21 protein-coding genes, 1 tRNA gene and 1 pseudogene are annotated in these 20,524 nt (G+C 71.6%); 17 read left to right on the top strand and 6 right to left on the bottom strand.

What is annotated here, in order from left to right; all coding sequences use genetic code 11:
- Positions 1 to 26: 26 nt before the first annotated feature.
- A complete protein-coding gene (locus tag BIU91_RS02355) occupies positions 27 to 326 on the bottom strand; it encodes a hypothetical protein (protein WP_128780559.1) in 300 nt (99 codons plus the stop codon).
- A 55-nt stretch (positions 327 to 381) separates the two neighbouring features.
- Here BIU91_RS02355 and BIU91_RS02350 point away from each other — a divergent pair, with 55 nt between their 5' ends.
- Both BIU91_RS02350 and BIU91_RS02345 read left to right on the top strand, forming a co-directional pair.
- Positions 382 to 759, top strand: a complete 378-nt coding sequence (locus BIU91_RS02350) for a cold-shock protein (protein ID WP_071404065.1) — start codon at positions 382 to 384, stop codon at positions 757 to 759.
- Between the two features lie 4 nt (positions 760 to 763).
- Positions 764 to 1,588 carry a DUF3027 domain-containing protein gene (locus BIU91_RS02345; protein WP_071404064.1) on the top strand — a complete coding sequence of 275 codons (825 nt, stop codon included), beginning with the start codon at positions 764 to 766 and terminating at the stop codon, positions 1,586 to 1,588.
- An 82-nt stretch (positions 1,589 to 1,670) separates the two neighbouring features.
- Here the strand turns inward: BIU91_RS02345 and serC are convergent, their stop codons facing one another.
- Positions 1,671 to 2,786 carry a phosphoserine transaminase gene (serC, locus tag BIU91_RS02340; RefSeq protein WP_071404063.1) on the bottom strand — a complete coding sequence of 372 codons (1,116 nt, stop codon included), beginning with the start codon at positions 2,784 to 2,786 and terminating at the stop codon, positions 1,671 to 1,673.
- Positions 2,787 to 2,970: 184 nt separating this feature from the next.
- Here serC and BIU91_RS02335 point away from each other — a divergent pair, with 184 nt between their 5' ends.
- The 12 genes and pseudogenes from BIU91_RS02335 to BIU91_RS02280 all read left to right on the top strand — a co-directional run bounded on the left by BIU91_RS02335 (position 2,971) and on the right by BIU91_RS02280 (position 14,879).
- On the top strand, positions 2,971 to 3,666 hold the full coding sequence (locus BIU91_RS02335) for a metal-dependent transcriptional regulator (RefSeq protein WP_071404062.1): 696 nt from the start codon (positions 2,971 to 2,973) through the stop codon (positions 3,664 to 3,666).
- Positions 3,667 to 3,908: 242 nt separating this feature from the next.
- Entirely contained in the window at positions 3,909 to 4,880 is a 972-nt protein-coding gene (locus tag BIU91_RS19420; RefSeq protein WP_071404061.1) for a C40 family peptidase, read from the top strand.
- A 352-nt stretch (positions 4,881 to 5,232) separates the two neighbouring features.
- A complete protein-coding gene (locus tag BIU91_RS02325) occupies positions 5,233 to 5,727 on the top strand; it encodes an HNH endonuclease (protein ID WP_027466591.1) in 495 nt (164 codons plus the stop codon).
- 194 nt (positions 5,728 to 5,921) lie between these two features.
- Positions 5,922 to 6,626: pseudogene (locus BIU91_RS19270) on the top strand (AIM24 family protein).
- A gap of 161 nt (positions 6,627 to 6,787) precedes the next feature.
- A complete protein-coding gene (locus BIU91_RS02315; protein WP_071404060.1) occupies positions 6,788 to 6,976 on the top strand; it encodes a hypothetical protein in 189 nt (62 codons plus the stop codon).
- Positions 6,973 to 7,605 carry a hypothetical protein gene (locus tag BIU91_RS02310; RefSeq protein ID WP_071404059.1) on the top strand — a complete coding sequence of 211 codons (633 nt, stop codon included), beginning with the start codon at positions 6,973 to 6,975 and terminating at the stop codon, positions 7,603 to 7,605. The genes BIU91_RS02315 and BIU91_RS02310 overlap by 4 nt, the downstream gene beginning before the upstream one ends.
- Entirely contained in the window at positions 7,602 to 8,831 is a 1,230-nt protein-coding gene (locus BIU91_RS02305; protein ID WP_084740446.1) for a PrsW family intramembrane metalloprotease, read from the top strand. Before BIU91_RS02310 ends, BIU91_RS02305 begins: the two co-directional genes overlap by 4 nt.
- 354 nt (positions 8,832 to 9,185) lie before the next feature.
- The gene (locus BIU91_RS02300; RefSeq protein ID WP_071404058.1) at positions 9,186 to 10,058 is read left to right on the top strand and encodes an EamA family transporter; all 873 of its coding nucleotides are present in this window, start codon (positions 9,186 to 9,188) and stop codon (positions 10,056 to 10,058) included.
- Positions 10,059 to 10,226: 168 nt separating this feature from the next.
- Positions 10,227 to 11,168 (top strand): phosphate/phosphite/phosphonate ABC transporter substrate-binding protein, encoded by a 942-nt coding sequence (locus tag BIU91_RS02295; protein ID WP_071404057.1) that lies wholly within the window; start codon positions 10,227 to 10,229, stop codon positions 11,166 to 11,168.
- A gap of 35 nt (positions 11,169 to 11,203) precedes the next feature.
- On the top strand, positions 11,204 to 12,040 hold the full coding sequence (gene phnC / locus BIU91_RS02290) for a phosphonate ABC transporter ATP-binding protein (protein ID WP_071404056.1): 837 nt from the start codon (positions 11,204 to 11,206) through the stop codon (positions 12,038 to 12,040).
- Entirely contained in the window at positions 12,037 to 13,782 is a 1,746-nt protein-coding gene (locus tag BIU91_RS02285; RefSeq protein WP_071404055.1) for an ABC transporter permease subunit, read from the top strand. Before phnC ends, BIU91_RS02285 begins: the two co-directional genes overlap by 4 nt.
- Positions 13,779 to 14,879, top strand: coding sequence for a TIGR03364 family FAD-dependent oxidoreductase (locus BIU91_RS02280; RefSeq protein ID WP_071404054.1), 1,101 nt, complete (start codon positions 13,779 to 13,781; stop codon positions 14,877 to 14,879). Before BIU91_RS02285 ends, BIU91_RS02280 begins: the two co-directional genes overlap by 4 nt.
- Before the next feature lie 48 nt (positions 14,880 to 14,927).
- On the opposite strand, the gene BIU91_RS02275 is transcribed toward BIU91_RS02280, so the two are convergent.
- Genes BIU91_RS02275 through BIU91_RS02265 form a run of 3 tightly spaced genes read right to left on the bottom strand, consistent with a single transcriptional unit; the run spans position 14,928 to position 17,804 of the window.
- Positions 14,928 to 16,037, bottom strand: coding sequence for an alpha-D-ribose 1-methylphosphonate 5-triphosphate diphosphatase (locus BIU91_RS02275; protein WP_071404053.1), 1,110 nt, complete (start codon positions 16,035 to 16,037; stop codon positions 14,928 to 14,930).
- Between the two features lie 7 nt (positions 16,038 to 16,044).
- Entirely contained in the window at positions 16,045 to 17,112 is a 1,068-nt protein-coding gene (locus tag BIU91_RS02270; RefSeq protein WP_071404052.1) for an alcohol dehydrogenase catalytic domain-containing protein, read from the bottom strand.
- Positions 17,109 to 17,804: an HAD family hydrolase gene (locus BIU91_RS02265; protein ID WP_071404051.1), complete on the bottom strand. Its 696-nt coding sequence runs from the start codon at positions 17,802 to 17,804 to the stop codon at positions 17,109 to 17,111. Before BIU91_RS02265 ends, BIU91_RS02270 begins: the two co-directional genes overlap by 4 nt.
- Positions 17,805 to 17,980: 176 nt before the next feature.
- Between BIU91_RS02265 and BIU91_RS02260 the strand changes: the two genes are divergently transcribed.
- The 3 genes from BIU91_RS02260 (at position 17,981) to BIU91_RS02250 (ending at position 19,979) form a co-directional block, all read left to right on the top strand.
- Entirely contained in the window at positions 17,981 to 18,706 is a 726-nt protein-coding gene (locus tag BIU91_RS02260) for a GntR family transcriptional regulator (RefSeq protein WP_171907755.1), read from the top strand.
- Positions 18,707 to 18,790: 84 nt separating this feature from the next.
- The gene (locus tag BIU91_RS02255) at positions 18,791 to 19,894 is read left to right on the top strand and encodes an epoxide hydrolase family protein (protein ID WP_071404049.1); all 1,104 of its coding nucleotides are present in this window, start codon (positions 18,791 to 18,793) and stop codon (positions 19,892 to 19,894) included.
- A 13-nt stretch (positions 19,895 to 19,907) separates the two neighbouring features.
- Positions 19,908 to 19,979, top strand: a tRNA-Arg gene (locus tag BIU91_RS02250).
- 77 nt (positions 19,980 to 20,056) lie between these two features.
- On the opposite strand, the gene BIU91_RS02245 is transcribed toward BIU91_RS02250, so the two are convergent.
- Positions 20,057 to 20,509 carry an HTH domain-containing protein gene (locus BIU91_RS02245; RefSeq protein ID WP_071404048.1) on the bottom strand — a complete coding sequence of 151 codons (453 nt, stop codon included), beginning with the start codon at positions 20,507 to 20,509 and terminating at the stop codon, positions 20,057 to 20,059.
- Positions 20,510 to 20,524: the final 15 nt, after the last annotated feature.

Raw genomic sequence — 20,524 nt, 5'->3', positions numbered from 1 at the left:
TCCGGTGCCAGCGTCCGGGGCGGACGTCAGCGAGCCGTCCGGTTCGCTCGTGCGCGACGTGTCCAGGTGATGCCGAGGAGCGTGAAGACCAGCACCATGGCGATCGGGAAGCCGTAGAGCGGGATCGCCATGACCACCGGCCACGGCATGGCACCCTGGGCGCTGGGAGCGGTGAGCCACATGATGATCATCGCGACGAAGCAGAGCAGGCCGAGGATGATGATCCCACCGATCATGAACGCCAGAGCGCGTTCGGTACGATTGAACGTCACCGGGGGTTCTGCGGAGTCCTGCGGGTTCCCGGTTGATCGGGTCGGCTTGGCCATCGACCCAGGATATCCGACGCACCACGGCCGTACCACGACCTCGAGGAGTCCACGCATGCCCACCGGCAAGGTCAAGTTCTACGACGACGACAAGGGCTTCGGCTTCATCACCGGAGACGACGGCGACCAGGCGTTCCTGCACGCGTCCTCGCTGCCCGACGGCGTCGTGACCGTCAAGGCCGGCACGCGCCTGGAGTACGGCGTCGTCCAGGGCAAGAAGGGGTCGCAGGCGTTGTCCGTACGGCTGCTCGAGCCCCAGCCGTCGCTGTCGCGGATGACCCGTCGCTCCGCGGACGACATGGCCGTGATCGTCGAGGACCTGGTGAAGGAACTCGACCGGATCAGCGGAGACCTCCGTCACGGCCGCTACCCGAAGAACGGCGATCGCATCGCCGCCATCCTGCGGCACGTCGCAGACCAGTTGGAGGCGTGACCCCATGACCGAGTCCGAGACAGCAGGGGCCGAGACGGCTCCCGACGCAGCGTCCATCGACGCAGCGTCCATCGACGTAGCGTCCGTTGACTACACCGACCTGGCGCGCGAGGCGTTGCTCGAGGTCACCCCGGAGTCGACCGTCGGCGCACCGGTCGGCACGGTGGACGAAGGGGACGGCGTCGTGTCCGTCCTGTTCGCCAACCGGCTGCCCGGCTACCCCGGGTGGCGGTGGACCGTCAGCGTTGCGAAGATCGGCGACGACGAACCCACCGTGCTCGAGGTCGAGTTGATGCCCGGGGACGGCTCGCTCGTCGCGCCCGAGTGGGTGCCGTGGTCCGAGCGACTGGCCGAGTACCGGGCCGCGCAGGAGCACGAGGGCGAGGACGGCGCCGAGGACGCGTCGGACGACGAGGACTACGACGACGAGTCGGATGAGGACGACGACGAGGACTCGGACGAGGACGACGAGGACTCGGACGAGGACGACGAGGACTCGGACGAGGACGACGACTACGACGACTCGGATGACGACGAGGACGACGACGAGTCGGACGACGACGATGACGACGAGTTCGACGCCGACGAGGACGACCTCGACGAGTCGGACGACGACGACATCGAAGGCGTGGACGTCGATGCGCTCGCCGATGTGAGCGACACCGACAGCGACACCGACAGCAACACCGACAGCGACACCGAGGACGAGGCCCCGCAGCCGCCCCGTCGTCGCCGTGCCCGTCGCGTGCAGCCGTTCGAGCCCGACGCCGATCTCGAGGTCGACCAGCTCGACGCCGGCGAGGCCGACCCGGGCTTCCACCGCGCCTGACCCACCCGGACCGACGGACGGGCCCGGCACCACCGATCGGGTGGTGCCGGGCCCGTCCTCGTTCCGGCGGGTGTCCCCGACGTCAGCGCAGGGCGTCGATCGTGAAGTCGATCGCGCGCACGAGCTTCGCGACGTCGTCCGGGTCGATCGCGGTGAACGTCGCGACGCGCAGCTGGTTGCGGCCGAGCTTCCGGTACGGCTCGGTGTCGACGATGCCGTTCGCGCGCAGGGTCGCGGCCACGGCCTTGGCGTCGATCGAGTCGTCGAGGTCGATCGTGGCGACGACCTGGGACCGAGCGGCGGGGTCGGAGACGAACGGGGTAGCGGAGTCGCTGGCCTCGGCCCAGTCGTAGATCGTCGACGACGAGGTCTTCGTCCGGAGGTCCGCCCACGCCAGGCCGCCGGACTCGTTCATCCACCGCACCTGCTCGTCGAGGAGCAGCAGCGTGGAGATCGCCGGGGTGTTCAGGGTCTGGTTCAGGCGCGAGTTGTCGACGGCGTTCTTGAGCGACAGGAACTCCGGGATGTACCGGTCGGAGGCGGCGATGCGCTCGATCCGCTCGATCGCGGCGGGGGAGAGCAGCGCGAGCCAGAGCCCGCCGTCCGAGGCGAAGTTCTTCTGCGGGGCGAAGTAGTAGACGTCGGTGGCGCTGACGTCGAACAGGGCACCACCGGCGGCGCTGGTCGCGTCGACGACGGTGAGGGCGCCGGCGTCACCGGTCGCGCGGACGACCGGGGCCATGACGCCTGTCGACGTCTCGTTGTGCGGGTAGGCGTAGACGTCCACGCCCTCCACCGGCTCGAGTGCGGCGAGGGAGCCACCCGGCGCCTCGACGACGTGCGGAGCCTCGAGCCACGGGGCCGCTGCGGCCTTGGCGAACTTCGACCCGAACTCGCCGAAGGACAGGTTCTCGGCACGGCGCTCGATGAGGCCGAAGGCGGCGGCGTCCCAGAACGCGGTCGAGCCGCCGTTGCCGAGGACGACCTCGTAGCCCTCGGGGATCTGGAACAGGTCGGCGAGGCCGGAGCGGACGCTGCCGACCAGGTCCTTCACGGGCTTCTGGCGGTGCGAGGTGCCGAGGATCGTGGCGCCGCGCGTCACGAGGGACTCGAGCTGGGCGCCGCGGATCTTCGACGGACCACAGCCGAAGCGACCGTCGGTGGGGAGGAGTTCGGCCGGGATGACGATGTCTGCCATGCACCGATCCTACCGACGACGATCCGCCTGCCCGAGCCCGTGTACCGGCCGGACGGGGAGGGTTCGGCCCACCTGTCCACCGCGTCGGATGACCCTTTCTCACGTGCACCCGGGCGCCGGTCGGTGTTCGTCGGTCCGAACAAGTAGTGTGGTCGGCGCTGGGCCCAGACATGAGAGGCGGACCGTGACCGATCTCGTCGACACCACGGAGATGTACCTTCGCACCATCCTCGACCTCGAGGAAGAGGCGATCGTGCCGCTGCGCGCGCGCATCTCCGAGCGCCTCGGACACTCGGGCCCGACGGTCTCGCAGACCATCGCCCGCATGGAGCGCGACGGCCTGGTCGTCGTCTCCGGCGACCGGCACCTGGAGCTCACCGACGAGGGCCGTTCCCGCGCCACGCACGTGATGCGCAAGCACCGTCTGGCCGAACGCCTGCTGGCCGACGTCATCGGACTCGACTGGGCCTTCGTGCACGACGAGGCCTGCCGGTGGGAGCACGTCATGAGCGAGCAGGTCGAGGTCCGCCTGCTCGAGATGCTCGGCAACCCGACGGAGTCGCCGTACGGCAACCCCATTCCCGGGCTCGCCGAGATCGGTGGCCCAGCGGCCGCCGGGTTCCTCGACGGCGTCCAGAACATCGTCGCCGCGACCGAGGGCACCGATGCCGTCACGACCGGGGTCGTCCGTCGCCTGGGCGAGCCCGTGCAGTTCGAGCCGGAACTCCTGCACCAGCTCCGCACCGCCGGCGTCATGCCCGGGCGCGTGGCGAGCGTGCAGCGCGCTGGCGCCTACGTCGCGGTCCGCGTCGAGGGTGAGGACTCGGGCATCGAGCTGCCGATCGAGGTCGCGCAGCACGTCTACATCGAACGCGGCTGACCGTTCCTGGTCGTTCCTGAGAGTCTTTACCGTTTCGTTACCTGCGGGGCGTTTGGTCTCGACTCGGTAACGACGCTTCCGTACACTCGTCCGAGTCGCCGCGCTGCCCCTGAGCCGGAGACCCGTGGCAGGACGTCTCGAACCCGTCTCCTGCCTCGATCGGAAACGATGACGAACGGATGGGGTTGCACACCGCCGGACACCCACGGCGGCGTGATGACGAGACGTTGGAGACACACCTCTTGACGCAGACCGGTACCGCCGCGGACGACCAGACGCCCGCGAACCCGACGAACACCGAGAACGCCACCACCGCCCCGCTCACCCGGCGGGCCGTGCGCGAGACCGAGGGCCGCCCGGTCCGCAAGGTCGTGCCGGTGCGCTCCGCCCCGCTGCCCGGTGGTCGTCGTGCCGCGCAGGCCGCGGCAGCCGCGAGCACCGCGAAGGCCAGCTCCTCGTCGCGCAAGCGCAAGTTCCTCGCACCGGTCGTCCTCACCGTGGCCGCCGGCATGTTCGGCACGGTCGCGGTCGCCCCGGCCTTCGCTGCGACGACCTCGAGCAACTCGACCGCCGTCGCCGACGCTCAGCGTCAGGTGCGGGCCACGCAGAGCCAGGAGCTGTCGGTCTCCGACGCCGTGGCGCTCGCCGACACGAGCCGTGACGGCTTCGGCGCGACGTCCACCGCGACGCTCGACGCCGAGAAGGCCGCGAAGCAGGCCGCCGCCGACCAGGCCGCCGCAGCGAAGGAAGCCGCCGAGCGGGCCGAGCAGACCCAGACCGCCCGCGCTGCGACCGCGAAGCAGTACTCCTCGTACACCGGGCCCACCGCCGCCGAGTACGCGGCCAGCTCGTCCGCCGCCGACACCCCGTTCTCGCTGCCGGCCGTGGTCGCCACGGGCAAGCAGTACATCGGCACCCCGTACGTCTTCGGTGGCGCGGACCCGTCGGGCTTCGACTGCTCGGGCTTCATCATGTTCGTGTACGCCCAGTACGGCATCAACCTCGCGCACTCCGTGCCGCTGCAGGACCAGGCCGGCACGACGATCCCCGAGTCCGAGGCGCAGCCCGGTGACGTCGTCATCTTCAACAACGAGGCGCACGACGGCTTCTACATGGGGAACGGCATGATCATGGACGCCCCGAAGCCCGGTGGCACCGTGCAGATCCGCCCGATCTGGACCAGCGACTACCACATCGTCCGTTTCGGCATCTAGCGACCACTGCCCCTCCGGCGTGTGAACTTCACCGGAACCGGCCCGCGCACCCTCGTGCCGGGCCGGTTTCTGGGTTAACCTGACGCTGCACCGGTCCGCACCGGCGCGAACAGGAGACCCTCATGTCGATGTTCCGCACGACCCGCACCATGGGTCGGCGCGCGCGTGTCGACATATGGTCGAGCACAGCCTGCGTGCACGAGCACGCCCCTGCATGACGAGAGCACTGCCCATCCGGGTGGTGCTCTTCGTGGTTCCAGGGGTGTGAACAGGTCGTCCTCACCCGTTCGCCTCGTCGGTCCGACGCACCCGCAGCGCCTGGAAGCCGTCCAGGCACGTCGGAAGGGAACCCATGCGCACTCTCGTCCTCAACGCCGGTTACGAGCCCCTCGCGGTGATCTCGTTCCGACGAGCCCTCGTGCTGGTCATGAACCAGAAGGCCGCCATCGTCGCCGCCGACGTCGAACACCCGGTCACTGGGTCGACGTCGAGCTACGACCGTCCGTCCGTCATCATCCTCACCCGCTACGTGCGCATCCCGCACTCCAGGCTCGTGCCGGTGTCCCGTCGCGGTGTGCTGCGTCGGGACGGCAACCACTGTGCCTACTGCGGCCGGCACGCCACCACCATCGACCACGTGCAGCCACGGTCGCGCGGGGGGCAGGACTCGTGGGAGAACCTCGTCGCCTGCTGCCTGGCCTGCAACAACACCAAGGGCGACCGCACCCCGCAGGAGATGGGGTGGCGCCTCCGGTTCCCGCCGAAGGTGCCGCACGGGTCCTCGTGGGTCGTGCGCGGCATCGAGCGCCCGCAGGCGGAGTGGGACGAGTACCTCGTGGCCGCGTAGCGGCCGTCTGCGCACCACGAGACGGACTGGAGGCCCGTGGCGGCACCGCCACGGGCCTCCAGTCCGCCGCCCGGCGCGATCAGTGCCCGACCCGCCCTTGGCAGGTCGCGCCGCGTCCGCCATCCTGGGCTCGACGCCACCGGCGTCGGTCGGGACCCCGACCGACGGTCCGGCGGCACGAGGGAAGAGCAACGATGCGCAGCGAGATCTCCGGAACGACCATGCCCGTCCTGACGCTCGCGCTCGACGCGGGGGAACGCATCGTGGCCGAGGGCGGTGACGTCGCCTGGCTGACCCCCGGGTTCGGCATGGACACCTCGACCGCGCACGGCGGCAGCGGCGGGTTCCTCGGGGGCCTCAAGCGAGCGCTCGGCGGCGGGCAGCTGTTCCTCACCGAGTACACGGCGTCGGCCGCGGGCGGGCGGGTCACCTTCGCCGCGAGCCTCCCGGGCACGATCCGCGAGATCACGGTGGACCCGGCGGACCAGTTCCTGGTGCAGTCGGGTTCGTAGATGGCGAGCACCGCCGACGTGGACGTTTCCGTCGGGTTCCAGAAGCGTCTGGGAGCCGGGATCTTCGGTGGCACGGGCGTGGTGTTCCAGGCGCTCTCGGGCTCGGGGACGGCCTGGGTGCAGCTCGCCGGTGAACTGACCGAGGTCGAGCTCGCCGCGGGGGAGTCGCTGCTGGTCCACCCGGGGCACCTGGCGATGTTCCGCGCGGGCATGTCGGTCGAGTTCGCCACGGTGAAGGGCATCAAGAACAAGGTGTTCGGTGACTCGATGTTCCTCGCCGAGGTGCACGGTCCGGGTCGGATCTGGCTGCAGTCGATGACGCCGGCAGCCCTCGCGGCGGCGATCCAGCCGTACCTGCCGAAGCCGCAGGGCAACGACCGCGACTGAGCCCGCCACGCCCGGCCGCACCTGTTCTGGCCGGAGAACGCGGCATCCGGGCATACTTCCCCTGAGACCTGAGGGGGCGTCATGCTCTGGCCGGTGTCGTCCTGGTCCTCCGGTGCTGACGGAGGACCGTCCGCAGTCCCACCGACTCGAGAGCAGGACCCGTGACCGACATCCGCAGCACCCGGACGATCCGGCGAGCGATCTGGGTCGGCCTGCTCCTCACCCGGCAGGTTGGTTGGACAGCCGAGGCGTGGACCGCGCCGTCACCGTTCACGGAACGTCGTCGGTGGTGGATGCTCGCCGTCCCGATCGTCCGGGCAGCGAAGCCCGGATCGGCGGATGTCGCATGACGCTCCGGGTGGACACCACCCGGCGTCGACGCCGGTGGGTTCCCGCCGACCGACGGTGGTGGGGGCTGGACCGACGGACGGTCCTGCCAGCGGTGATCGTGCTGGCGACCGCCGCGATCATGCACTGGGGCGTGCCGTGGCTGAACGACCAGGTGCCGTTCACCGAGACGGTCCCGGCGGGGAGCACGATGTCGCTGAAGGAGGACGTCGAGTTCACGCCGCCAGCCGGGTGGGGCATCAGTGACGGTGTCCTCACCGGTGACGCCGAAGCCGGCGGCACCTACCCGGCATCCGCGACCGTGTTCGACGGCACGACGTCGATCACGCTCCGGACCGGCACCTTCGAGGGCACGCCGCGCGCACTGCTGCGGCAGATCGAGTCCACCAACGCGGCCACCGGTACCCAGGCCCTCCGATCGACGGTGACCCCGGTCACGACGGCGTCCGGAGTGCGCGGGGTGATCAGCGAGTTCCGTGACGTCCGGAACGACGGCGCCATCGCCGCGTTCGTCGCGGACGGCGTCGGTGTCGAAGTCGTCATCAGCACACCGAACAGCACACCGTCGAGGACGGCCACCTTGATCGGACAGACCCTGTCGTCGATCACCGTCGAAGGAGCCGGATCATGAGGCTGAACCTGTTCCGACGGGATCCCGAGCGCACCACGGGGACGGTCACGGCCTCGTCGGTGCCGACCGAGCTGGAGCAAGCGCGAACGGCGGTCTTCGAACGGTCCGGATGGGGCCTGCGGATGGAACTCTTCCAGCCGCGGAACGCCGCGTTCTGGGTGTTCTGGGGGCTGGTGATCGCCGGCCTCTGGAACGCGGTCACGATCCTGCAGTCCGCGGCTGCGCCGTTCGCCTCGGCGGTCACGACCAACAGCCTGGTCCTGGTCCTGTACGCGGCCCTGTTCTGGTGGGCGACCCGTGCGATGGACCGGTACTCGACCCTGCCGATCAGCCTCGTGGTCCACGCGTTCCTGTGGGGTGCCACCGCGGCGACGTTCTTCATGGCGATCTACGCCAACGACGCGATCCTCGGTCTGTACGGCAAGACCTTCGGGCAACGCTGGGCCGCCGACTGGGCAGCCGGGCTCACCGCGCCCTTCACCGAAGAGGTGTCGAAGGGCATCGGTCTGGTGCTCCTGATCACCCTGGCACCGCGGATCGTCCGGACCACGTTCGACGCGTTCATCCTCGGCGCATTCCTCGGGCTCGGGTTCCAGGTCGTCGAGGACGTGCTCTACGTCGCGCAGACCTCCGGCGCGAACTTCGGCGCGCACCCGTTCCTCGCGGGGGCGGAGACCCTCGTGGTGCGGATGGCGACCGGGGTCGCCGGGCACATCGCGTACTCCGCGATCTTCGCGACGGGGCTGTTCCTGCTCGCCGGCAGTCCCGTCCAGCGCCGACGAGTCGGGCTGGGTGTCGGGCTGATGATCCTCGCGATGGCCATGCACGGCCTCTGGGACGACCTCGGCGCACTCGTCGGCCCCTTGCAGGCCTTCAACCTGGTGTTCATCGCGATCCTGACCGTGATCGTCGTGTTCGTGGTGTTCCGGGTCTTCCGGTTCGCCGTCCGCCCCGAGCAGGAGGACCTCCGCACGGTGCTCGCGCCCGAGGTGGCGGCGGGGCTGCTCTCGACGGACGAACTCGAGGCCGTCGTCGGCAGTCGGAAGGCGCGACGGCGGTACGTCAAGGCGGCCGGATCCCGGCAGGAGCGCCGACGACGCCGCGTGCTGCTGACCGCGATCCACGACCTCGCCGAAGCGCTCCCGCATGTCGACGACCCGGACCACATCGCGTTCACCCGACAGGAGGTCACCCGGGTGCGGAACGGCGCTCGGCAGACCGCGTAGGGCGGCCGTCTCGCGCGTGAGCGTGCCCAGCGACCGACGGGAGGCCCGTGGCGGGCCCGCCACGGGCCTCCCGTCCGCTCGCCTGCCACCTTCGGACCGGACACGACCCGACGACGCCGGGGAACGTCCGCCGAACGGCGCATGAACTCGGGTCAGTGCCTGTCCGGACAGGTTGGCGGCGGCCGCCTCGGCGGTGTTAGCGTCCCGGTCGACAGCGCCTAGGGTTCCGGGACTCCCCGTCCGACTGGTCCGAGCGGCGCCACGGTCCGCCACCGAACGCGGGCCGTCATCTGAACGGACAAAAGCCTGGAGGACCTCGCCCGTCGCGCCGCGCGCCGGGCAGAAGGTCCTGCCGTGACACCGCTCGCCGTCCTCCTCGTCCTGTCCGCCGCAGTCGCCCACGCGGGGTGGAACGTCATCGCCCACGGGGTGAGCCGGATCGGGATGCCGTTCCTGTGGCTCGGTGCCGTGTCGAGCGTGGTGGTCTGGATCGGTGTGGTCCCGTTCACCGGGGGCCTCGGCGACGCGGACCCCGGCGGGTTCGTGCTCGGCGTGGCCGCGTCCGGGGTGCTGCACGTCCTGTACATGCTGGTGCTGCAGCGGGGGTACCGGGTCGGGCGGCTGTCGACGGTGTACGCCACGGCGCGGGGCACCGGACCGACGATCAGCGTCGTCCTGGCGATCGTGCTCCTGGGTGAGCGCCCGCACTGGGTCGCCCTGGTCGGCGGGCTCCTGGTGCTCGTCGGTGTGGTCGCCGTCGGGCTCGCCGACCGTGGGACGACATCGACGGAGCTCCCGAGGAGGCGGATCGACCCCGGGCTCGTCGCGGGTCTGCTCACCGGGGTGGCCATCGCCGCGTACACGATCTGGGACGCCTACGTCGTCCGTGACCTCGGTGTCGCACCGGTCGCGTTCATGGTCGGGTGCACGGCCGTCGAGGTCGTGTTCTTCGGACTGGCCCTCGGGTCGCGGCGGCGCGAGGTCCTGCCCGTGCTGCGGCAGCACTGGCCGCGTGTGCTCGCGTTCGGGGTGCTGTCGCCGCTGTCGTACATCCTCGTGCTGGTCGCGATCGGCATCGCCCCCGTGGCGCTCGTCGCACCGATGCGCGAGGTGAGTGTCGTGCTCGTCAGCCTGTTCGGGGTGCTGGTGCTCCGCGAAGGCCGTGCGCTCGCCCGGGTCGGTGCCGCGGTGGTCGTGCTCGGCGGCATCGCGCTGCTCGCGCTCTGACGTCGACGGCGGCGTCGACGGCGGCCTGTCCGGACAGGTGCCAACCGAGTTCACCTGCCGTCCACGCCGCGTGTACCGGGACGGAACTCCGCTCCACCGGTCGGCTGCGACAGTTGCGGTCGTCCGCACCGGACCCGCCCCCCCCCCCGAACCGCCCGAAAGGTCATCATGCCCATCTCCGCACGCAAGTCGCTCGTCGCGCTGGCCGGCGCCCTGGCCCTCGTCGCCACGCTCAGCTCCTGCTCCGCAGGCTCCACCGCCGCGACCGGTGACGGCAGCCCCGCAGGCGGCTCCGACGCCGTGCAGTACGCCGCGGACGAGAACACCATCGTGTTCGGCGTGGTCCCCGACTCCGTGGACACCGAGACGAACTACCAGCCGCTGATGGACTACATCGCGAAGGAGACCGGCAAGAAGGTCGAGTACCACGAGTCGACCGACTACGCCGCGCTCATCGAGGCGTCCGTCGCGGGCAAGATCGACGTCGCGTCGTTCTCCGGGTTCACCTACGTCACGGCGAAGAACAACGGCGCGAAGATCACCCCGATCTCCTCCATCATCACCGCCGAGGGCCAGAAGCCCGGGTACTACTCCGAGGCCATCGTGCCGAAGGACAGCGACATCGACTCGCTCAAGGACTTCGCCGGCAAGAAGGTCTGCTTCGTCGACCCGTCGTCGACCTCGGGCTACCTGTTCCCGAGCTACAACCTGCTCAAGGCGGGCGTCGATCCGAAGACCGACGTCACGCCGGTGTTCGCCGGCAAGCACGACGTCAGCGTCCAGAAGGTCGCGGCGGGCACCGAGTGCGACGCCGGGTTCGCCGAGGACAGCGAGGTCGAGAAGAACGACGACGTGCACGTCGTCGCGAAGACGATGGTCCCCGGTGCCCCGATCGTCGTCTCCGACACCCTGCCGTCGGCCGAGAAGGAGACGCTGACGAAGGCACTGTCCGACGTCACCATCGACCAGATCATCGACGCCGGTGTGACCAGCGCCGACAGCGACGGCTTCCGCAGCGTCTTCTACGGCACCAAGCCCGTCGACGACGAGTACTACGACCTGATTCGCGACATCTGCAAGACGACGAAGTCGACCACCTGCCAGGCCTGACCCGGCGACCGCGAGACGGCAGCCCGAGGAGCACCATGACGAACCACGCACCGGCCGGTACCCCGGCCGTCGAGATCACCGGCCTGACGAAGCGCTTCGGCGACACGACGGCGTTGCGCGACGTGTCGCTGCGCGTCGGGCAGGGCGAGGTCGTCGTGCTGCTCGGGCTGTCGGGCTCCGGCAAGAGCACCCTGCTCCGGCACGTCGACGCGCTCGAGCTCCCGACGTCCGGCAGCGTCCGGGTGGACGGGACCGAGGTGCACCGCCTGACCGGGCGTCGTCTGCGCGAACTGCGGAGTCGCGTCGGGTTCGTGTTCCAGCAGTTCGAACTCGTGCCGGCGCTCACCGTGCTCGAGAACGTGCTCACCGGAGCGCTCGCGACCCTCCGCGGCCCGCGGCTCGGTCTCTGGTCGTACCCGCGCCCCCTCCGTCGCACCGCACTCGGGCACCTCGACCGCGTCGGGCTGCTCGACCGCGCCTACCAGCGGGCCGACACCCTGTCGGGCGGGCAGCAGCAGCGCGTCGCGATCGCCCGGGCCCTCATGCAGGACCCGACGGTGCTCCTGGCCGACGAACCGGTCGCCTCGCTCGACCCGGAGTCCAGCGGGCAGGTCATGCGCCTCATCCGCGAGATCGCTGCCGACCGTGGGCTGACGGTGCTCTGCAGCCTGCACCAGGTCGACCTGGCCCTGTCGTGGGCGGACCGGATCATCGGGCTCCGGCACGGCGAGGTCGTGCTGGACACCAGGACCGACGGCCTCGGCAAGGCGGAGGTCATGGAGATCTACGGGCAGGTCGCGACGAGCACCGACGAGTTCGCCACCATCGAGGCCGAGCTGCACGCACTCGACGCGGGGGAGCGGACCTCGTGACGACGCTCGACACCCGACCCGGAACCGCGGCGGCGCTCGCCGAGGACGCGGCCCGTCGGGCACCCCGCCGCCGGGTCTCGCCGGAGCGCACGGCGGCGGTGCTGACCCTCGTCGCCCTCGGCGTGCTGGCGTGCGTCGCGGTCGCCCGGGTCGACATCTCGATCCCGAACATCATCGCGTCGTGGTCCAACGCCGAGCACTTCTTCCAGCGTGTGGGGACCGTCCGGTTCCCGGCCGCACCGGTCCTGCTGCAGCAGACCGCGCTCACCGTCGGGCTCGTCCTGCTCGGCACCCTGCTCGCCGCCGCGTTGAGCGTCCCCGTCGCGTACCTGGCGGCGGCGAACACCAGCCCGGGCCGCGGGTGGGTCGCTGCCGCGCGGTTCGTCAGCGTCCTGACCCGGGCCGTGCCGGACGTCATCCTCGCGATGGTGTTCGTCCTGGTCTTCACGATCGGTCCGCTGCCCGGGATCCTGGCGATCGGCATCCACTCCGTCGGGATGATCTCGAAGCTCTTCGCCGACGCCATCGAGCAGATCGACGAGGGACCGCGCAACGCGATCCGGGCAGCCGGAGGGAGCCGTGCGCAGCAGTTCACCGCCGGGGTGCTCCCGCAGGTGCTGCCGTCGTGGGTCGCGACGATCCTGCACCGCAACGACATCAACCTGCGCGGGTCGGTCATCCTCGGGTACGTCGGCATCGTCGGCCTCGGCCGCGAGATGTCCTTCGCGTTCAAGTCGCTCGACTACTCACTCGGCATCGGGTACGCGATCGTCATCTTCGGCCTGTGCGTCCTGATGGAGATCGTCTCCAGCTCGGTGCGCGCCGCCATGCTCGGCGTGGCCCCGGCCGGGCGCGGCATCGGTGCCACGGCTGCCCGTCGGTGGATGCGTCGGCGGGACCGGCAGCGAGCCGAGTCCGCACCGTCCACGCGGCGACCCATCGCCGCGACGGTCGAGGGCACCCTCCGCCGCCCGTGGACCCCCGTCCGGGTCCGGAACGCGATCTGGTGCTGGGTCGCCCTGTCCGTCGTCGTCGGCAGTGTCGTGGTCTGCGACATCGCCTGGGGTGACCTGGTCACCGTGTGGGGCAAGATCCCCGCCGTCGCCGTGCAGTTCTGGCCGCCGTCCTTCGGCAGCTACGGTGCCGGCATCATGTTCGGCGCGATGTTCGACACCGTCGCGATCGCCCTCGCCGCGACCGTGCTCGCGCTGCTGCTCTCGCTCGTCATCGGGTCCCTGGCCGCCCGCAACGTCGCTCCCGGGAGCGGAGTCCGGGGCGGCGCACGGCTGCTGCTCGTCGTCGTCCGCGGGATCCCGGAGACCATCCTCGCGGTCGTGCTCATCGTCGTGACGGGGCTCGGTGCGCAGGCGGGCACCCTCGCCCTGGCCTTCGGTGGCATCGGGCTCCTCGGCAAGCTGATCGCGGACTCGCTCGAAGAGGTCGCTCCCGGGCCCGAGCGCGCCGTCACCGCCACCGGCGCGGGGCGCCTGCAGCGCTACGCCTCGGCGACGGTGCCGCAGGGGTTCCGCGCGATGCTCGGGCACTCCTTCTACCTGCTCGACACGAACATCCGTGCGGCGACGATCCTCGGCATCGTCGGAGGCGGCGGCATCGGCTACTACCTCCTCAACGCGGCGCAGGGGTCGAACTACGCGTCGGTCACCGCGATCGTCCTGCTCATCCTGGTCACGGTGCTCGTCACCGAGGGCCTGGCCATGTGGCTGCGGCGGGTGTTCCGGTGAGCGCGTCGGAACGGTACGACGTCGTCGTGGTCGGCGCGGGCATCGTCGGGCTCGGCATGGCCTACGAGGCACTCCGGCAGGGCGCCCGGGTCGCGGTGGTCGACCGTGCGGCAGCGGTCGTCGGTGCGAGTGTCCGGAACTTCGGGCACGCCTGCGTCACCCCGCAGACCGGCGAAGCAGCCGGCTACGCGCAGGAGGCACGCCGCCGCTGGCTCGCACTCGCGCAGCTCGCCGGGTTCACGGCGCGCGAACGGGGTGCCCACGTCGTCGCCCGTCGCCCCGAGGAGCTGGCGGTGCTCGAGGAGTACCGCGACTCCGGCGCGGACCTGCGGCTGGCCGACGCGGCCGAGATCACAGCGGCGGTGCCGGTCGATCCCGTTACGGCCCTCGGCGGCGCGCACCTCGCGCACGACCTGCAGGTCGACCCCCGGGAGGCGGCACCCGCGATCGCGCGCTGGCTCGCCGGGCAGGGGGTCACCTTCCACTGGCGGACCCCTGCGCTCGAGGTCACCACCGGCGCCGTCCGCACCGGTCGCGGCATCGTGGAGGGGACCCGGATCGTCGTCTGCACCAACCACGACCTCGACCAGCTCTTCCCGGAGCTCGCCGAGTCGATCGGTCTGGTCCGCTGCCGGCTCCACATGCTGCGTGCGACGATCCCGCTCGCCTTCCCGCTCGCCACACCGCTGTTGACCGGGTGGTCGCTGCTCCGCTACTCGGGGTTCGCCGCGATGCCCGGAGCGGGTGCCCTGCGGGACCGGCTCGCCGCCGACCTGCCCGAGGGGATCCGCTGGGACCTCAACCAGATGTACACGTCACCGCCGGACGGCAGCGTCATCGTCGGGGACACACACGAGCGCGAGGTCGATGCGCCACCGTTCCAGGACGAGGACGGCTTCCGGCTGCTCGTCACCGAGACCGAGCGGCTGTTCGGTGCGCCGGTCTCCGTGGTCGACCGGTGGCAGGGCGTCTACGCCTCGGCCCCTGGGCGGGAGTTCCTCATCGACCAGCCGGTCCCGGGCGTCGACGTCGTGACGGTCACCACGGGCATCGGCATGACGACCGGCCTCGGCATCGCGCCGACGGTCCTCGGCTGACCCCGGCGGTTCTCGGCTGACCCCGGTGGTCTTCGGCGGGGGAGACCGTCAGGCGCGGAACAGCCGCTGCCGGCCAGCGCGCCAGACACCAACCACACGGTCCTCGCGCACGGCGACGAAGTCCGCACGGCGACCCGGTGCGAGGAGCCCCCGGTCCGGAAGCCCGACGTGTTCCGCGGGGTTCCGGGTGACCGTCGCGACGAGCTCGGCGAACGGTGCGACCCCGGCGGTGGCGGCCACTCGCAGCCCCGGCAGCAGCGACCCGAGCTGGTAGTCCGACGCCACCACGTCGGCCCGACCGGCCGCGATCGCCGCGCGAGCGGACAGCCCGGAGCCGTGCGACCCGCCCCGCCACAGGTTCGGCGCACCGACGACGACCCCGAGCCCGGCGTCGATCGCCGCGGCCGCAGCGCGCTCGGTGACCGGGAACTCCGAGATCCGGGCGCCGAGCCGCCGGGCCTCGAGGACGGCCTCGGGTGTCTCGTCGTCGTGTGCTGCGACGACCACACCGGCCCGGTCCGCGAGCACGGCGACGGCCGCTCGTCGTCGGCTGATGCCCTCGCTGCCGGCGTGGAACGCCGCCAGGCGGGCGTCGAGCTCCTCGTCATCGGCGCGGTCGAGCGCGCGGTAGGCCCGTCTCCACGCGGCGACGGTCGAGTACTGGCCGCGGCCGGGGGTGTGGTCCATGTACGAGACCAGGGCGACCCGATCCGGATGGGCCGCCACGAGCCTCCCGGCCGCCGCCACGGCGTCGTCGTGGGTGACGTCGACGCGCAGGTGCACGCGGACGTCGACCGGCAGGTCGGACGCGGCGACCGCATCGAGGACGGCGGCGGCGTGCTCGGCGCTGCGCGCCGGAGCCGTCGCGTGCTCCACCGAGCAGCACAGCAGCGCGGTCGTCACTCCGGCGAGCAGGGCGTCGGCCGCGAAGGACTCGAGCGCGTGCGCGAGCGGGACCGGCACACCGGGGCGCGGCTGCTCGAAGCGGGACAGCGAATCGGCGTGCAGGTCGACCAGACCCGGCAGGACGTCGACGTCGCCGAGGTCGACCACCGGTCCGTCCGACACGTCGACGACCACGCCGTCGCGCACGCCGAAGGACGAGCCCGGCGTCCCGCCGTCGCCCCGGTGGACACGGGCAGCGGTGAAGGTCGTCACGCAGCCATCACACCACGGCGACCGCGGGGGCGACCCCGCGGCGCAGGAACCCGTCCGACGGCGGTGTCGTGACGGCGTGCCCGACCGCGTCGAGGCCGACCGGCCGCTCGACCAGGTCCGCGAAGGGCAGCTCGCTGCGCGCGAGGAAGGCCACCGCGGTCGCGAGGTGCCGGGGCGCGTAGTTGTGGACCCCGACGATCCGGTTCAGCCGCCGCACGATCTGCTCCGGGTCGATGGTCACCGGACGGCTGGTCGAGACCGCTCCGACGAGCACGGCGACACCGTCGACGTCGAGGGAGTCCACCGCCGCCTCGACCGCGTCGGGGTGGCCGGACAGCTCGACCGCGACGTCGAAGGACCCGATCGCGTCACCCGGGGCAGCGGCCCGCGCCGCGCCGAAGCAGACCGCCCGGGCACGTCGGCCGGCGTTCGGGTCGGAGACGGTCACCGTGGCACCCGCGTCGACGGCCATCGCGACGGCGGTGATCCCGAGCATGCCGGCACCGGTGACCAGGACCCGCGCGCCGTCGAGCGGTCGCTGCGCGGCGTCGAGTGCCGCGGCCACGGTCGCCGTGGCGCAGGCGGCAGGCGCGGCGACGGCCGCCGGCACGTGCGCGGGGACGACCGCGATCGCCGTGCCGGGGAGCAGGACACAGTGCGTGGCGAAGCCGCCGTTCAGCGTCCAGTCCGCGGTGACGGCCTCGTGGCCGTACTTCCGCAGGGAGCGGCACTTCTGCGGGATGCCCGACGCGCACCGGTCGCAGTCGCCGCACGACGCGGCCACCGACCACACGACGCGGTCGCCGACCCGGACCGGCTGCCCCTCGACCGTGGTCGGCGGCACGGCGTCGACCGCGACGACGCGGCCGACCTGTTCGTGGCCGAGGACACTCGGCGTCGGACCCGGACGGTGGCCGAGCGCGGTGTGCAGGTCGCTGCCGCACACGGTGGCCAGCTCGACCTCGACGAGCACACCGCCGTCCGGCAGCGTCGTCGACGGTAGCGACTCGACGGTGACCGGGGCGCCGACGCCGTGCCACACGGCGTACCGGGCGTCGGCGCGCACCGGCGTCACGCCAGGACCCGGGCGGCGTCCTCGACCTCGGCGAGCACCGACGGCACCTCGGTGACCGAGTCGAGGACGTGGGTGTGCTGGACGGTCGCGAAGTCCGCGTCCTGGTGCGTCCCGGTCCGCACGCCCGCCACGACGGAGGCGCCGGCGCGGTGTCCCGTGAGCAGGTCGGCGACGGTGTCCCCGACGACCGCCACGTCACGGACGTCGTCGGTGCTGGTCCGGAGCACCGCGGCGAGCACCATGTCCGGGTACGGGCGCCCCCGGCCGGCGTCGGCGGGGGAGAGCGCGAGGTCGATCAGCGGCCGCCAGCCGAGCAGGTCGAGCACCGCGTCGCGCGTCGCGGGCGAGAACCCGGTGGTCAGCGCGATCCGTCGCCCCGCTGCGCGGAGTGCGACGAGCGTCTCGACGGCGCCGTCCACCGGCCGCACGCCGCGGTCGAGGGTTCGTGCGTAGGCGCGCTCGAAGGCGGTGTTCGCAGCCTCGGCGCGGACACCGTCACCGTCGAACAGCGCGGTGAACACGGCGATCTTCGACTGGCCCATGGTGTCGACGGCGTACTGCACGGCGCGGTCGTGCTCGGCGCTCCCGTGCTCGAGGCCGACGTCGGTGAGCGCGGTGCGGAAGGCGTCGAGGACGACGCCGCCGTCGTCGACGGTGGTTCCTGCCATGTCGAGGCAGACGAGCGAGATCATGGGACTCCTGGGTACGTGCCGTCACGCCGGGACCGGCGCGGTCCGACCAGCGTCGGAGTGCGCCGTGGCGGGCAGGCGGTGCGCAGGTGTCCGCCAGGTGAACGACGCCGGGAGGCTCGTCACGGCCTGTCCGGACAGGCATGCGGTCCGCCAGGGGGACCGGCTACAGTCCGAGCGTGCCGGAGACCCGATACCTCGACATCGCCGCCGCCCTGGAGGGCGAGTTGGCCGATCTGCCGATCGGCTCGCGGGTGGCCAGCGAGGCGGAGCTGGCGGCGCGGTTCGGCGTCGGGCGGTCCGCCGCCCGGGCGGCGCTGCAGCACCTGCAGCGGCGCAACCGCATCCGCCGGGTGAAGGGCGTCGGCAGCTTCGTCGCACGCCGCATCGACTACCTGATCGGTTCGCGGGCGGCACCGTCGTGGAGCCACACCGTCCGTGCGGCCGGAGGCAAGCCGTCGAGCGTGACGCTGTCGTGCGCACTCGTCCCAGTCCCACCGCGCATCGCGGAGTCCCTCGACCTGCAGCTGGGAGCGCCCGTGCACCGTCTGACCCGGCGCTCACTGGTCGACGGGCTGCCGGCAGCGTGGGGCGTGGAGTGGGTCCCGCCGGCGATCGTGCCCGAGCTCGCCGAGGCGCTGCAGGTCAGTGACTCGCTGTACGAGGTGCTCCGGCAGGTGGGACGTTCCACGCCGCACCGCCGCTGGGTCCGTGCGACCGCCGACGTGGTGTCCGAGGACGTCGCCCGGCACCTGGACCTCGACGAGGTCACGCTCGGCTGGTTCATCGAGAGCCTGACGTCGGACCGCGACGACGAGCGACCGCTCTGCCTGAGCGAGCGGTGGATCCGGGCGGACGCCATCCGGGTGCTGTTCGAGGCCGGTCGGGACGCACCGCTGACCTGATCGGCTGCGGCCTTCCGTCGGTGGCTTCTTCCGTTCGTCGGTGTGGCCTTCTGTTCGTCGGTGGCGCTGACTAGCGTCGCCGACATGGGCGAGACACCGCACATCGACGACGCGACCATCGACGACCTACGCGCTCGGCTGCGTGCCACGCGCTGGCCGGACGCGCCCGCCGGGGTCGGCTGGTCGCTCGGCGTGGACCTCGACGTCCTGCGCCCGCTCGTCGAGTACTGGGCCGACGGGTTCGACTTCGACGCGCACCGTGCCGAGCTCGCCGCGCTGCCCTCGCGCCGTGTCGTCGTCGACGGGATCGGCATCCACGTGCAGCACGCCCGCGCTCAGCTGCCCGACGCCCTGCCGGTCCTGCTCGCGCACGGCTGGCCGGACTCCGGGTGGCGGTACCGCAAGGTGCTGCCGATGCTGGTCGACGCCGGGTACGACGTCGTCGTGCCGGACATGCCCGGGTACGGCTTCTCGGACGTACCGCCGCAGGTCCTCGACGCCCGGCAGGTGGCCGGCATGTGGGCGACGCTGATGACGGACCTGGGGTACGAGCGGTTCGCGGTGTCCGGCGGCGACATCGGCACACACGTCGCCCGATACCTGGCACTCGACCACCCCGACCGGGTCGTCGCCGTGCACCGCATCGACGGCGGGCTCGCCTGGCCGGGCCTCGACCCGTCGACGTTGTCCGCCGCCGAGCGGGAGTTCGTCGCCGCGACCGATCGGTGGCGCACCGCCGAGGGCGCGTACGCCATGCTGCACCGGACGAAGCCGCAGACCGCGGCCGTCGGGCTGAACGACTCGCCCGCCGGGCTGGCCGCCTGGATCGTCGAGAAGCTCCGGGCGTGGAGCGACTGTGACGGGGACCTGTGGTCGGTCTACACGCGCGACGAGGTACTGGCGCTGCTGACCGAGTACTGGGCCACCGCCACGATCGGGTCGGCGATGCGGATGTACCACGCGAACGCGGCGATCCCGGCGGAGCAGCTGGAACGACGGGTCGAGGTGCCGTCCGGGTTCTCGATCTTCCCCGGCGACATCGTGCGGGCGCCGCGGGAGTGGCTCGAGCGCACCACGAACCTCGTGTTCCACCACGAACTCGACCGCGGCGGGCACTTCGCGCCGTTCGAGCAGCCCGACCTGTTCGTCGACGAACTGCACGCGTTCCTGCAGGGCTTCCGCCGCTAGAGTGGTCGGGCCAGCCTCTGTAGCTCAATGGAAGAGCAGTTCCGTCCTAAGGAAACGGTTGGGGGTTCGAGTCCCTCCAGGGGCACACCAGCAGGTCGAAGGGGTCCGGGTCCCTGCAGTGCCGTCCAGGGGCACCAGCAGGATCCAGTGTCTCGGTGCCGCTCAGTGCCTCGGTGTCGCGAGGTTGGCGGCGTTCACGAGGAACGAGGTCCGGGTCGCGATCGCGTACTTCACCGCATCGCTCACCCCGGTCGGATCGCTCGAGAACGCGTCGAGGTCGGACTCCGCGATCCCCGTGAGCGACGCGATGTTCGCGACCGTCAGCCCGGTGACCTGCGTGAGACCCTCGAGGATGCCGCGGACGCGGTCGTCGTCGGGCACGCTCGGAGCTGCGGCCAGCATCGCTGCGAGGACGGCGAGCCGCTGCGATTCGTCGGGAGTCAGCCCGGTCCCGAGGGCGGTCAGACCCTGGTGCTCGATCCCTGGGCCGTCCAGGTACGCGGAGAGCGTGGACTCGGAGATCCCGGTCATCTGGGCGATCGCGTCGAGCGCGGCGGAACGGTGCTCGATCAGCGCGCGGAGTTCCGCCCGGACGTCGAGGGCTTCGGCAGTCATCTCGTTCCCTTCCTG

It is taken from the genome of Curtobacterium sp. MMLR14_002, assembly GCF_001864975.1.
GTDB classification, from domain to species: domain Bacteria; phylum Actinomycetota; class Actinomycetes; order Actinomycetales; family Microbacteriaceae; genus Curtobacterium; species Curtobacterium flaccumfaciens.
This window is presented reverse-complemented; position numbering and strand designations above follow the sequence as displayed.